Source organism: Caballeronia sp. SEWSISQ10-4 2 (assembly GCF_030464885.1).
Taxonomy (GTDB): domain Bacteria; phylum Pseudomonadota; class Gammaproteobacteria; order Burkholderiales; family Burkholderiaceae; genus Caballeronia.
In genome coordinates this window covers 15646-29187 of the sequence record NZ_JALPRJ010000091.1, presented here as the reverse complement: position 1 = coordinate 29187, position 13542 = coordinate 15646, and the positions used below count along the sequence as shown (strand labels likewise).

Below are 13542 nucleotides of genomic sequence, written 5' to 3'. Positions count from 1 at the left end.
GCGCCGGAGATGTTGTGGTCGTCCTTCTCGGGCAACAAGGTGCCGAGCACGGAGATGCCGGTGCGCATCACGTCCATCGGATGCGCGGATGCGGGAATCCATTCCAGCGCGGCTTTCAGGTTCGCGGGCAAGCCACGCAAACTTTTCAGCTTGATCTTGTACGTCTTGAGTTCAGCGGCCGTAGGCAGCTTGCCATGCACCAGCAGATACGCGATCTCTTCGAACTCTGAACTCCCGGCGATATCCAGGATGTCATAGCCACGATAGTGCAAATCGTTGCCCGTCTTGCCGACGGTGCACAGCGCGGTATTACCCGCCGTCACACCCGACAGCGCGACGGATTTCTTCGGTTTGAAGCCGCCGGTGGCGGGTGCTTCTTTCTCTAACGTATCGCTCATTCGACCCAGTCTCCTGATATGTAGAACGCGTTACTTGTCTTGTGAAAAAAGCGTCTCCGCGCCTTCGGGCAGCGCTTGTGCCGACGCTTTCGCGCGGCGCAGCACCGACCAGTAATACCGATAGCTTGCGCGATCGTGCAACGTGTCCTGATACCGCGTCGGTCCCCACTGCGCGTTTTGCGCGGCGAGCAGGATCTGCGTGGCGGTCGCGATTTCATCGCGTCGGGGCAGGAAGGCATCGACGATCGGCTGGATCTGATCCGGGTGAATGCTCCACATGCGTGTGTAGCCGAACTCGTTGCGGGCACGCTGGGCGTCGCCCGCGACCACGCTCATGTCGCGCACTTCCGTGGACACGTTATGCGACGCCACCTTGCCATGCGCGTGGCAAGCCGCCGCGATCTCGAGCTTCGCGCGCCGCACCAGCGGGTGATCGAACTGGCCCGGCGAGCGCATCGCGGTATCGGGGATAGCGCCGTTATGCGCCGAGACAAAATCCATCAGCCCGAAACTGAGCGCTTCGACGCCCGGCAGCGCGGCGAGCTCAAAAACCTCGGCCAGCGCGCCATGTGTTTCGATCAGCAGGTGGCACGGAATTGCATGCTTGATCCCGAACTCGCACCGCGCCGCTTCGACGAACGCGACCATCTCGGCGGCATCGAAGACGCTGCGAATCTTGGGCAGGGTGATATACGCAGGCGCTTTTTTTGCGGCGCGCAAGATGATGCGCACGTCGTCGCGCCATGCGCGGCTCTGGAAGTCGTGAATGCGCACGCCGACGCGGCCGAAGCGGTCGTCCTCGCTGCCGAGGAACGATGCCACCAACTCGGCATGCGACGCTTCCTGGCCGACTTGTGCCCCGTCCTCACAATCGAGCGTGACATCGAACACCGGACCGAGTTGCGCCTGCAACGCGAGCGATTTCCTGATCAGCTTTTCGCTTCCTGCATAGTGATCGCAGGGGGGCATCACAGCGGGTGGCACGTCGCCTTCAAACAGGACTTCGGCGGGGGTGAGAGCGCGCATCGTCGGCGTCGGGTTGCATGTAAAGAGGATGGAAACCGCGGATTCGGGTGGGTTCGGGCGTTCTTTTCAGGCGGCCAAACCCACTCGAATCAGCAGCGAGCGCCGGTTTTTTGGGCCAGACGCTCGCGTGACTGCAAATACTGCTAAATCTTGCTTATTTGCCTAGCAGATGCGCGACGCCGTCACGCTCTTCGAGCAATTCGTTCAGCGTGCCGGTCATCTTCTCGCGCGAGAACGCGTCGATTTCCAGGCCTTCCACACGCTTGTATTCGCCGTTTTCGCACGTCACGGGAACGCCGTAGATGATGCCTTCCGGGATTTCGTACGAACCATCAGACGGAATGCCCATGGTGACCCACTTGCCGTTCGTGCCGAGCACCCAGTCGCGTACGTGGTCGATAGCCGCGTTAGCCGCCGACGCCGCCGACGACAACCCGCGCGCTTCGATAATCGCCGCGCCGCGCTTGCCGACGGTCGGGATGAACGTGTTGCGGTTCCATTCGTCGTCGTTGATCAGCTTCGTGAGCGACTCGCCGTCGACGGTAGCGAAACGGAAATCCGGGTACATGGTCGGCGAGTGATTGCCCCACACGGCCAGCTTTTCGATCGATGCCACCGGCTTGCCCGACTTGGCCGCCAGTTGCGACAGCGCGCGGTTGTGATCCAGGCGCAGCATGGCGGTGAAGTTCTTCTTCGGCAGATCCGGCGCCGAGTTCATCGCGATGTACGCATTGGTGTTGGCCGGGTTGCCGACCACGAGCACCTTCACGTCGCGGCTTGCCACGTCGTTGAGCGCCTTGCCCTGCACCGTGAAGATTTCAGCGTTGGCGGAGAGCAGGTCCTTGCGCTCCATGCCTTTCGACCGCGGACGGGCGCCGACCAGCAACGCGACGTCGGCGTCCTTGAACGCGACCTTCGGGTCGTCGGTGACGACCACGCCGGCCAGCAGCGGGAACGCGCAGTCTTCCAGTTCCATGACTACGCCCTTGACGGCGCCTTGCGCCTGCGGCAGGTCGAGCAACTGAAGGATGACCGGCTGATCCTTGCCTAGCAGGTCGCCATTGGCGATGCGGAACAGCAGCGAGTAACCGATTTGACCTGCGGCGCCGGTGACGACAACGCGCTTTGCGGACTTAGCCATTGAGAACACTCCTGAACGGTGCGTGAAACGCTAGGGGAAAACGCCATTTTAGGCGCGTTACGCGAAGCGTTGATGAAGCAAGTGAATCGAACTGCGCGGGCAGCCCTGAAAAGCCGATGGCGCCGCGCCTGAAGCGAGAATGTCATCGACTGTCCGGTAGCATGCCGGCAATCGCAGCCCGGTCCACGTGCTGGAAATTCGGCCCTGTGAGCGTGGGATTTGCGCTGGATCCTGCTGGTTAGCGCCACGCAACGCCTCGCACGTCGCGTTTTCGACGGCGCGCGGGCGTTGCAAGAGCGGGGCACTGGCAGCGGCAGCGAACACGAAAGCGGTTCGGCTTGAAGCGATGAGCGGCAGGGCGTTTCCAACGTACCGGGCACGCCGCGCAACACGTGCAGCATCCCGCAAACCCTTGCTCGCGAAGGAGTGTAGGATTCGATGAAGTCAAAGTCAACCATATCATATGTCTTATATAAGACATATGAATGACCGGGAAAACTCTGGACGCGGCTTGTCGCTTTATGATGAAATGCGCGCATGAATTCGAACCCAGCGAGCACCACGAACCTTCCCGGCGCGGCCGGCGCGACGGAAGTCGTGCCCGCGACCTCGCCGACGTTCAGCCCGCTGTACCAGCAGATCAAGGCCCTGATTACGCAAGGGCTTGAATCGGGCGAATGGAAGCCCGGTGAAATGATTCCCAGCGAAGTCGAACTGGCCGCCCGCTACAAGGTAAGCCAGGGCACAGTGCGCAAAGCCATCGACGAACTCGCCGCCGATAACCTGCTCCTGCGCCGCCAGGGCAAAGGTACTTTTGTTGCAACGCACAATGAAGATCGCGTACAGTTCCGCTTTCTGCGATTGCTGCCCGAAGACGGCGACCTTCATCCCCACGTGAGCCGATTGCTGGAGTGCCGCCGTTTGCGCGCACCCGCCGAGATCGCTCGCCAGCTGGACCTGAAGCCGGCCGACCCGGCGGTGTGTATCAAGCGCTTGCTGCAGTTCGACGGCGAAACCACGGTCTTCGACGAAATCTGGCTGCCCGGTGCAGTTTTCCGCGGGCTTACGGCCGAGCGCCTCGCAGATTACAAAGGCCCGCTTTATGCGATGTTCGAAGCAGAGTTCGGCACGCGCATGATCCGGGCATCGGAAAAAATCAGGGCGGTGGGCGCGGACGAAATTGTCGCCGAACTGCTTGGCGTGACCATCGGTTCGCCGTTGTTGTCAGTCGAGCGTGTGTCGTACACGTATGGCGACCGGCCGGTGGAAGTGCGGCGCGGATGGTATGTCACGAACGGCTATTACTATCAAAACGATTTGAGCTGAAACAGGACGTGGATGGCTTGCCGGCGAACCCAGAGGGTTGCCTCAAAAGCCTTTCTCACGCGATTGGCAATAGCCTCTTGCGCGGCATTTCGCTGCAGCGCGATATAAAAAGGCGCTAAAATCGCGGACCAGTGTGATAACAAAGTTGGGGTCTAGCATGGCTGAAGCTGTAAAAAAACCAAGACCTGAGTACCGGAATATCGGAATTGCTCAGCTAGCAACCTACCGCTTGCCACTAGCGGGAAAGGTTTCGATTCTTCATCGGATCAGTGGCTTGCTTCTATTCATAGCGCTGCCGTTTCTGCTTTATCTGCTGGACCAAAGCCTTACGTCGGAGATCAGTTTCGACGCATTCAAAGGCTTCCTCGCCAATCCCCTCGTCAAGATCGTCGTGCTCGTGCTTTCGTGGTCCTTCTTGTTCCACTTTTGCGCCGGCATCCGCTTCCTGCTGCTCGATACCCATCGTGCAGTGAGCAAGGAAGGCGGCAAGCAGACATCCATCGTCGTGCTCACGGTGTCATCTCTGCTGACAATCGTCGTTGCGCTTAAACTCTTCGGAGCCTTCTAAGAATGGCAGCGAACAACAATCGAATCGGTCCCAAGCGCCTTGTTGTCGGCGCGCACTACGGTTTGCGCGACTGGCTGGCGCAACGCATTACCGCCGTCGTGATGGCCCTGTACACGCTGGTCCTGCTGTTCTGGTTTTTCGGCGCGCGTGATTTTTCGTACGACGGCTGGGCATCTATTTTCGCCATGCAATGGATGAAGCTTGCCACGTTTGTCGCGCTGCTCTCGCTCTTTTATCACGCGTGGGTTGGCATTCGGGACATCTGGATGGACTACGTGAAGCCGGTCGGCTTGCGCCTGTTCCTGCAAGTGGCGACGATCCTCTGGCTGGTCGGCTGTATCGGCTACGCGGCACAGATTCTCTGGAGAGTGTAAAGAATGGCTGCAATTAAAACGTCCCTGCCGCGTCGCCGTTTCGACGTAGTCATTGTGGGTGCAGGTGGTTCCGGCATGCGCGCATCGCTGCAACTCGCTCGCGCGGGTCTGTCGGTCGCGGTGCTGTCGAAGGTGTTCCCGACGCGTTCGCACACGGTCGCGGCGCAAGGCGGTATTGGTGCATCGCTCGGCAACATGAGCGAAGACAACTGGCATTATCACTTCTACGACACCATCAAGGGCTCCGACTGGCTCGGCGACCAGGATGCGATCGAATTCATGTGCCGTGAAGCGCCCGGCGCCGTCTATGAACTCGAACACATGGGCATGCCGTTCGACCGCAACGCGGACGGCACGATCTATCAGCGTCCGTTCGGCGGCCACACGGCGAACTACGGTGAAAAGCCGGTGCAGCGCGCTTGCGCCGCAGCCGACCGTACCGGCCACGCATTGCTGCACACGCTGTACCAGCAGAACGTCGCAGCCAAGACGCACTTCTTCGTTGAATGGATGGCGCTGGACCTGATCCGCGACGCCGACGGCGACGTGCTCGGCGTGACGGCGATGGAAATGGAAACCGGCGACGTCCACATTCTCGAAGGCAAGACCACGCTGTTCGCCACGGGCGGTGCGGGCCGGATCTTCGCGGCATCGACCAACGCGTTCATCAACACCGGCGACGGCCTCGGCATGGCGGCCCGCTCGGGCATCGCCTTGCAGGACATGGAATTCTGGCAATTCCACCCGACCGGCGTGGCCGGCGCGGGTGTGCTGATTACCGAAGGCGTACGCGGTGAAGGCGGCATCCTGCGCAATTCGGACGGCGAACGCTTCATGGAGCGCTATGCGCCGACGCTGAAGGATCTGGCGCCGCGTGACTTCGTTTCACGTTCGATGGACCAGGAAATCAAGGAAGGCCGCGGCGTGGGTCCGAACAAGGACCATGTCTTGCTAGACCTGTCGCATATTGGCGCCGAGACGATCATGAAGCGTCTGCCGTCGATCCGCGAAATCGCACTGAAGTTTGCGAACGTCGATTGCATTAAGGAACCGATCCCGGTCGTGCCGACCATCCATTATCAGATGGGCGGCATTCCTACGAACATTCACGGCCAGGTCGTGGGCACGCTGAAGGGCGGCTACGAAGAGCCGGTCAACGGTTTCTACGCGGTCGGCGAATGCTCGTGCGTGTCGGTGCACGGTGCGAACCGGCTCGGCACCAACTCGCTGCTTGACCTGGTGGTGTTCGGCCGCGCGGCCGGCAACCACATCATCAAGCATGCGTTGGACATGAAGGAACACAAGCCGCTGCCGGCCGATGCCGCCGACGCCGCGCTCGAACGCCTTGCCGTGCTGGAGTCGTCGTCGTCGGGCGAGTACACGCAGTCGATTGCCAATGACATTCGTTCGACCATGCAGTTGCATGCCGGCGTGTTCCGCACGTCGAAGCTGCTGGCGGAAGGCGTGGACAAGGTCAAGGAATTGTCCGAGCGTGTGAAGCACGTGCACCTGAAGGACAAGTCGAAGGTGTTCAACACGGCGAAGGTCGAAGCACTGGAACTCGCGAACCTGATCGAAGTGGCGCGTGCCACCATGATTTCGGCCGAAGCGCGCAAGGAAAGCCGCGGCGCGCATGCGCATAGCGACTTCGAGCATCGCGACGACGACAACTGGATGAAGCATACGCTGTGGTTCAGCGAGGGCGACAAGCTCGACTACAAGCCGGTGCACATGACGCCGTTGACGGTCGAATCAGTGCCGCCGAAAGCGCGTACCTTCTAAGGGCAAAGGAATCGAAATGGCAAAGCGTACTTTTGAAATCTACCGCTATGATCCGGACAAGGACGCGGCACCCCGCATGCAGACGTACGAGATCGAGATCGACTCGCACGAACGCATGTTGCTGGACGCGCTGCTGAAGCTGAAATCCGTAGACGAAACCCTGTCGTTCCGCCGTTCGTGCCGTGAAGGCGTGTGCGGTTCGGACGCCATGAACATCAACGGCAAGAACGGTCTGGCCTGCCTGCAGAACATGAACGACCTGCCGCAGAAGATCGTGCTGCGTCCGCTGCCGGGTCTGCCCGTCGTGCGTGACCTGATCTGCGATTTCACGCAATTTTTTAACCAGTATCATTCGATCAAGCCGTACCTGATCAACGACACGCCTCCGCCGGAAAAAGAGCGTCTGCAAACGCCTGAAGAACGCGATGAGCTCGACGGCCTGTATGAGTGCATCTTGTGTGCTAGCTGCTCGACTTCGTGCCCGAGTTTTTGGTGGAACCCGGACAAGTTCGTGGGTCCGGCGGGCCTGTTGCAAGCCTATCGCTTCATTGCGGACAGCCGCGACGAAGCGACCGGTGAACGTCTCGACAACCTGGAAGATCCGTACCGTCTGTTCCGTTGCCACACGATCATGAATTGCGTCGATGTTTGCCCGAAGGGACTGAATCCCACCAAGGCTATCGGCAAGATCAAAGAATTGATGGTGCGCCGCGCTGTTTGAGAAGGACTTGTGTCATGAATGACTCCGGGCATCAGTCCGACCCTCTACGCCGCGCACGCCTTCGCTGGCGCGCGCGGCGCGGTCTGCTGGAAAACGATCTGATCTTCGAGCGTTTTTTCAGCCGATATGAGCATGACCTCAGTGACGCGGACGTTGGTGTCCTGACGCAACTGCTGGAACTGAGCGACAACGACCTGATGGACTTGCTGCTGGCACGCAAGGAACCGGAAGGCGAACTGGCCTCGCCGGATATGACCCGCGTGCTGGAGATGCTGCGCTCTGCCTGAGTCAGCCCACGCGGTCGTGCAAGTGTCGTGCGAATTGTCGAAAACCTGTTTCCATACTTCGATTGAGGATGTGCTATGACCCCGTCAGATGTTAAAGCCACGCTATCGTTCAGCGACAACTCGCCGAGCGTTGAAATGCCGATCTACAAGGGCACCCTGGGCCCGGATGTAATCGACATCCGCAAGTTGTACGGCCAGACCGGCAAGTTCACGTACGATCCGGGCTTCATGTCGACGGCGGCGTGCAATTCCGCAATTACCTACATCGACGGCGATAAGGGTGAGTTGCTGTATCGCGGGTATCCGATCGAGGAACTCGCGGTCAAGGCCGACTTCATGGAGACCTGCTACGCGCTGCTGCACGGCGATCTGCCGACGGTCGAGCAGAAGGCCGAGTTCGTTGAAACCGTCACGAAGCACACGATGGTCCACGAGCAGATGCATTTCTTCTACCGTGGTTTCCGTCGCGATGCACACCCGATGGCCGTGCTGACCGCCGCGGTTGGCGCGTTGTCGGCGTTCTATCACGACTCGCTGAATATCAACGACCCGCGTCATCGCGAAGTGTCGGCTATTCGCATGATTGCGAAGCTGCCCACGCTGGTGGCGATGGCGTACAAGTTCACGATCGGCCAGCCATTCGTTTATCCGCGTAACAACCTCTCGTACAGCGCGAACTTCATGCACATGATGTTCTCGAACCCGTGCGAAGAGTACAAGGTCAACGACGTGCTGGTGCGCGCGCTGGATCGGATCCTGATCCTGCATGCGGACCATGAACAGAATGCGTCCACGTCGACTGTACGTCTGGCTGGGTCGTCGGGTGCGAATCCGTTTGCTTGTATTGCTGCGGGGATTGCTTGTCTTTGGGGCCCGGCCCATGGCGGTGCGAATGAAGCCGCGCTGAACATGCTGGAAGAGATCGGTTCCGTCGACAACATTCCTGAGTTCATCAAGCAGGTGAAGGACAAGAACTCTGGCGTGAAGCTGATGGGCTTCGGTCATCGCGTTTATAAGAACTACGATCCGCGCGCAAAGCTGATGCGTGAAACGTGCCACGAAGTGCTCGAAGAACTGGGTCTGCACGATGACCCATTGTTCAAGCTTGCAATGGCGCTGGAAAAGATCGCGCTGGAAGACGAGTACTTTGTGTCGCGTAAGCTGTATCCGAACGTCGACTTCTATTCGGGTATTGTTCAGCGTGCGCTGGGCATTCCGACGGCCATGTTTACGTGCGTGTTCGCAATGGCGCGGACCGTGGGCTGGATTGCGCAGTGGAACGAAATGATCGCCGATCCGGAGCAGAAGATTGGCCGTCCGCGTCAGTTGTTTATCGGCGAAACGCCGCGCGAAGCGAAGGCGATTGAGAAGCGGTAAGTTGCATTGAGTAGTGATTTGAAGGGAGCCCCGGCGGGTGTTTGCCGGGGCTTTTTGCATTCTTGGGCCTGATTGTTTCGTCGCACTTTGCTCACGGCTTTGAGCTTCGACCAGACCCAACCTGGGCAAGCCAAAACTCGCGCAAAGACGAGCATTATCAACATCGGACTTGTGTAGTAATGCCAAGATAACCAGGCTTACTGACCCCGCGGCTTTGCCCGCGAACCGCAAGAGGAGCTACCGATGTTTCCAGAATTTCGTGACCTGATTTCCACACTCAAGACCGAAGACGCCCACTTCGCCCGGCTGTTTCAGCGCCATAACGAGCTGGATCACGAGATCAATAACAAGGAGGCCGGGTCGCTACCCGCGGATGGCCGCGCTATCGAGACGCTCAAGAAGGAAAAACTGCTCTTGAAGGACAAGCTTTATGTTGTCTTGAAGAGGGCCGCCACGCCAGCTTAATCAGGCAGTGCCCCGAGCGAACCGGACAGGCGGGGCACTCAGTTCGAAAATAAAGCGATACGAATGGCGAGCGACGATCGGGTTTTCATCGCAGGCCGAGGCCATCCAGCCCATGTTCCACCGATCATCGAAGAATTTCCGTGGGGCTACGACGCATCCGGCGTGAGCATTGTCGAGCGGCTCGCTGCTCCAGACGATGCGGATATCGCATTCGAAATACCGCGCTCGGGCAACTGGTTTCGAGCGGCCGATTTTTCCTGATGTTCATTCTTAATTCGTCGCCAGCGCGGCTAAACGGCTGATTCTTTTCTGCATTTTGGACGAACCACCCATCCCGGTACTCCCCATACAGGTAGCTCCACTACCACCCTAACTCACTGTTTTATATCAGTTTTTTCTTGATCGATAGCGCAATACGCCGTCCTGCGTGGCATAATCATCAAACCAAAAAACACCCCGCAGTCACCAAACCTGAAAAGACCATGGCCCAGACTCTGTACGACAAGTTGTGGAACTCGCATGTGATCCACACCGAGGAAGACGGCACGTCCATCCTCTACATCGACCGTCATTTGCTGCATGAAGTGACCAGCCCGCAAGCGTTCGAGGGTCTGAAACTGGCCGAGCGTCCCGTATGGCGCATCAGCGCGAACCTGGCTGTGTCCGATCACAACGTGCCGACGACCGACCGTTCGCACGGCATCGCGGATCCGATCTCGAAGCTGCAAGTCGACACGCTCGACAACAACTGCGACGCCTACGGCATCACGCAGTTCAAGATGAACGACTTGCGGCAAGGCATTGTGCATATCATCGGGCCGGAACAGGGCGCGACGCTGCCGGGAATGACAATAGTTTGCGGCGACTCGCATACCTCCACGCACGGCGCGTTCGGCGCGCTGGCGCATGGCATCGGTACGTCGGAAGTCGAGCACGTGCTCGCTACGCAAACCCTGCTGCAAAAGAAGAGCAAGAACTTGCTCGTCAAGGTCGAAGGACCGCTGCCGCGCGGCTGCACCGCGAAGGACATCGTGCTGGCGATCATCGGCAAGATTGGTACGGCTGGCGGCAACGGTTACGCCATCGAGTTTGGCGGCTCGACCATCCGGGCGTTATCGATGGAAGGCCGCATGACGGTCTGCAACATGGCGATCGAAGCGGGCGCCCGTGCAGGCATGGTCGCCGTCGATGAAACCACCATCAACTACCTGAAAGATCGTCCGTATTCGCCGCACGGTGCCGAATTCGAGCAGGCAGCAACCTACTGGCGCACCTTCACCTCCGATCCGGGCGCGAAGTTTGATCGCGTGGTGGAGCTGAACGCTGCCGAAATCGTGCCGCAAGTGACGTGGGGTACGTCGCCGGAAATGGTGACATCCATCGACGGCCGCGTGCCCGATCCCGAGCGCGAAAAGGATCCGGTCAAGCGCGACGCAATCGAACGTGCGTTGAAGTACATGGCGCTCGAACCGAACACGCCGATGCAATCGATCAAGCCGGACAAGATTTTCATCGGCTCGTGCACGAATGCGCGGATCGAAGACTTGCGTGCTGCGGCATATGTGGTGAAGACACTTGGTCGCCGCGTCGCGCCGAACATCCGCTTGGCGATGGTCGTGCCGGGTTCCGGCCTCGTGAAGGCGCAAGCCGAACGCGAAGGCCTCGACAAGGTGTTCCTCGACGCCGGTTTCCAGTGGCGCGAACCGGGCTGCTCGATGTGCCTCGCCATGAACGCTGACCGGCTGGAGCCGGGCGAGCGTTGCGCGTCCACATCGAATCGTAACTTCGAAGGGCGTCAGGGCGCGGGCGGCCGTACGCATCTGGTGAGTCCGGCGATGGCTGCTGCTGCGGCTATCGAAGGTCATTTCGTCGATATTCGCGAACTGGCATGAAGCGCATCTATATTCTGCTGGCGTTGATCGCGGTCGTTGCCGGCGCTGCGGGCTGCAATACGGTCCACGGCTTTGGCGAGGACATGCGTCACCTCGGCAATTCGATCAGCAATGCGGCCGACAAGTAAGCGGCTATAAGAACGGTCAAGCAAACCAAACCGGTAACGCATCATGGAAAAATTCATCGTACATAGCGGGCTCGTGGCGCCGCTGGATCGCGACAACGTCGACACGGACGCGATCATCCCGAAGCAGTTCCTGAAGTCGATCAAGCGCACGGGTTTCGGCCCGAATGCCTTCGACGAATGGCGTTATCTCGATGTCGGCCAGCCCGGCCAGGACAACTCGAACCGGCCGCTGAATCCGGATTTCGTCCTGAACCAGCCGCGCTACAAGGGCGCGTCGATCCTGCTGACGCGCAAGAATTTCGGCTGCGGCAGTTCGCGCGAGCACGCTCCGTGGGCGCTGGACCAGTACGGCTTCCGCGCGATCATCGCGCCGAGTTTCGCCGATATCTTCTACAACAACTGCTTCAAGAACGGCCTGCTGCCGATCGTCCTGACGGAAAGCCAGGTCGACAAGCTGTTCAACGAAACCTACGCGTTCAACGGTTTCAAGCTGACGGTCGATCTGGAGCGTCAGGTCGTGCTAACCGGCGACGGTACGGAATATCCGTTCGAAGTGCCGGGCTTTCGCAAGTTCTGCCTGCTGAACGGTTTCGACGACATCGCGCTCACGCTGCGTCACGCCGATAAGATCCGCCAGTTCGAAAACGAGCGCCTCGCGAAGCAGCCGTGGCTGAATAACCGCCTCGTCGGATAAACACGAATAGAAAAGGAAACACCATGAAGATTGCAGTGCTGCCCGGCGATGGCATCGGTCCGGAAATCATCAAGGAAGCGGTCAAGGTCCTCAACGCGCTCGACGAAAAGTTCGAGCTCGAAGAAGCGCCGGTAGGTGGCGCCGGTTACGAGGCGAGCGGCCATCCGCTGCCGGACGCGACGCTCGCGCTGGCAAAAGCATCGGATGCGATCCTGTTCGGCGCAGTAGGCGACTGGAAATACGATTCGCTGGAACGCGCATTGCGTCCAGAGCAGGCCATCCTGGGCCTGCGCAAGCATCTGCAATTGTTCGCGAACTTCCGTCCGGCTATTTGTTATCCGCAATTGACGGCGGCTTCGTCGCTGAAGCCGGAGATCGTCGCTGGGCTGGACATCCTGATCATCCGCGAACTGAACGGCGACATCTATTTCGGCCAGCCGCGCGGCGTGCGGTCATCGCCGGATGGCTTGTTCGAAGGCTCGAAGGAAGGTTTCGACACCATGCGCTATTCCGAGCCGGAAGTGCGCCGCATCGCGCATGTCGCGTTTCAAGCCGCGCAAAAGCGCGCGAAGAAGCTGACGAGCGTCGACAAGGCGAACGTGCTGGAAACGTCGCAACTCTGGCGCGACGTGGTGATCGATGTATCGAAGGAATATGCGGACGTCGAGCTCTCGCACATGTACGTGGACAACGCGGCCATGCAACTGGTGAAGGCACCGAAAGCGTTCGACGTGGTCGTGACCGGCAACATGTTCGGCGACATTCTCTCCGACGAAGCCGCGATGCTGACGGGTTCCATCGGCATGTTGCCGTCCGCTTCGCTCGATAAGAACAACAAGGGCTTGTACGAGCCCTCGCATGGTTCGGCGCCGGATATCGCGGGCAAGGGCGTGGCGAATCCGCTCGCGACCATCCTGTCGGCCGCCATGATGCTGCGTTACTCGCTCGGCAAGGCCGAGCAGGCTGATCGCATCGAAACGGCGGTGAAGAAGGTGCTGGAACAGGGTTTCCGCACCGGTGACATCGCGACGCAGGATGGCCGCACGGTCGGTACGAAGGAAATGGGCGACGCGGTTCTCGCGGCGCTTTAAAACCGGCAACACGCTTTTCCGCCGGACGCGTCAGCGAAAAATTCCGGTGGAAAAGCGTCTCGCGGCGGACGTCTTTTCAAGATGCCGCCGATCGCGATATTTCATCTCGTTTCGTCGCTTTTAGCGCACGAACCACGTCAAAACAGCGTGGAACGCTCGCTTGGAAGGACGAATATGCGGGTTATCGTGTAGACTCTTTTGTTATGGCGAAGATCTCTAAAATCTCTCTGGACTCGATTTCATGCGGCGGCATTGAAGGCGCCCGCACGATT

Annotated in this window: 16 protein-coding genes; 13 read left to right on the top strand and 3 right to left on the bottom strand. The window is 59.4% G+C overall.

Annotation, left to right across the window (positions count from 1 at the left end; all coding sequences use genetic code 11):
- The 3 genes from M0D69_RS37290 to M0D69_RS37280 all read right to left on the bottom strand — a co-directional run.
- The coding region (locus M0D69_RS37290) for a citrate/2-methylcitrate synthase (protein ID WP_301786825.1) at positions 1–398 on the bottom strand (398 nt) is incomplete at its 3' end.
- Positions 399–428: 30 nt separating this feature from the next.
- The gene (locus tag M0D69_RS37285) at positions 429–1424 is read right to left on the bottom strand and encodes a CoA ester lyase (RefSeq protein WP_301786824.1); all 996 of its coding nucleotides are present in this window, start codon (positions 1422–1424) and stop codon (positions 429–431) included.
- Between the two features lie 154 nt (positions 1425–1578).
- On the bottom strand, positions 1579–2565 hold the full coding sequence (locus tag M0D69_RS37280) for a malate dehydrogenase (protein WP_047847458.1): 987 nt from the start codon (positions 2563–2565) through the stop codon (positions 1579–1581).
- 537 nt (positions 2566–3102) lie between these two features.
- Between M0D69_RS37280 and M0D69_RS37275 the strand changes: the two genes are divergently transcribed.
- The 13 genes from M0D69_RS37275 to leuB all read left to right on the top strand — a co-directional run bounded on the left by M0D69_RS37275 (position 3103) and on the right by leuB (position 13270).
- Positions 3103–3891: a GntR family transcriptional regulator gene (locus tag M0D69_RS37275; protein ID WP_301786823.1), complete on the top strand. Its 789-nt coding sequence runs from the start codon at positions 3103–3105 to the stop codon at positions 3889–3891.
- Positions 3892–4048: 157 nt separating this feature from the next.
- On the top strand, positions 4049–4459 hold the full coding sequence (gene sdhC, locus M0D69_RS37270) for a succinate dehydrogenase, cytochrome b556 subunit (protein ID WP_047847461.1): 411 nt from the start codon (positions 4049–4051) through the stop codon (positions 4457–4459).
- A 2-nt stretch (positions 4460–4461) separates the two neighbouring features.
- Entirely contained in the window at positions 4462–4833 is a 372-nt protein-coding gene (sdhD, locus tag M0D69_RS37265; protein ID WP_301786822.1) for a succinate dehydrogenase, hydrophobic membrane anchor protein, read from the top strand.
- A 3-nt stretch (positions 4834–4836) separates the two neighbouring features.
- Positions 4837–6615, top strand: a complete 1779-nt coding sequence (sdhA, locus tag M0D69_RS37260; RefSeq protein WP_301786821.1) for a succinate dehydrogenase flavoprotein subunit — start codon at positions 4837–4839, stop codon at positions 6613–6615.
- A 16-nt stretch (positions 6616–6631) separates the two neighbouring features.
- Positions 6632–7336: a succinate dehydrogenase iron-sulfur subunit gene (locus tag M0D69_RS37255; RefSeq protein WP_031362534.1), complete on the top strand. Its 705-nt coding sequence runs from the start codon at positions 6632–6634 to the stop codon at positions 7334–7336.
- Positions 7337–7350: 14 nt separating this feature from the next.
- Positions 7351–7623 carry a succinate dehydrogenase assembly factor 2 gene (locus M0D69_RS37250; RefSeq protein WP_047847465.1) on the top strand — a complete coding sequence of 91 codons (273 nt, stop codon included), beginning with the start codon at positions 7351–7353 and terminating at the stop codon, positions 7621–7623.
- A gap of 75 nt (positions 7624–7698) precedes the next feature.
- On the top strand, positions 7699–9000 hold the full coding sequence (gene gltA / locus M0D69_RS37245) for a citrate synthase (RefSeq protein ID WP_301786820.1): 1302 nt from the start codon (positions 7699–7701) through the stop codon (positions 8998–9000).
- A gap of 243 nt (positions 9001–9243) precedes the next feature.
- Positions 9244–9465, top strand: a complete 222-nt coding sequence (locus M0D69_RS37240) for a YdcH family protein (RefSeq protein WP_301786819.1) — start codon at positions 9244–9246, stop codon at positions 9463–9465.
- 63 nt (positions 9466–9528) lie between these two features.
- Positions 9529–9726 carry a type II toxin-antitoxin system Phd/YefM family antitoxin gene (locus M0D69_RS37235; RefSeq protein WP_301786818.1) on the top strand — a complete coding sequence of 66 codons (198 nt, stop codon included), beginning with the start codon at positions 9529–9531 and terminating at the stop codon, positions 9724–9726.
- A gap of 221 nt (positions 9727–9947) precedes the next feature.
- Positions 9948–11357 carry a 3-isopropylmalate dehydratase large subunit gene (gene leuC, locus M0D69_RS37230; RefSeq protein ID WP_213766647.1) on the top strand — a complete coding sequence of 470 codons (1410 nt, stop codon included), beginning with the start codon at positions 9948–9950 and terminating at the stop codon, positions 11355–11357.
- Positions 11354–11485 carry an entericidin A/B family lipoprotein gene (locus tag M0D69_RS37225; RefSeq protein ID WP_301786817.1) on the top strand — a complete coding sequence of 44 codons (132 nt, stop codon included), beginning with the start codon at positions 11354–11356 and terminating at the stop codon, positions 11483–11485. Before leuC ends, M0D69_RS37225 begins: the two co-directional genes overlap by 4 nt.
- A 43-nt stretch (positions 11486–11528) precedes the next feature.
- Complete coding sequence (leuD, locus tag M0D69_RS37220) at positions 11529–12179, top strand: 3-isopropylmalate dehydratase small subunit (RefSeq protein ID WP_047847469.1); 651 nt, start codon at positions 11529–11531, stop codon at positions 12177–12179.
- 23 nt (positions 12180–12202) lie between these two features.
- Positions 12203–13270 (top strand): 3-isopropylmalate dehydrogenase, encoded by a 1068-nt coding sequence (gene leuB, locus M0D69_RS37215; protein ID WP_301786816.1) that lies wholly within the window; start codon positions 12203–12205, stop codon positions 13268–13270.
- Positions 13271–13542 lie beyond the last annotated feature (272 nt).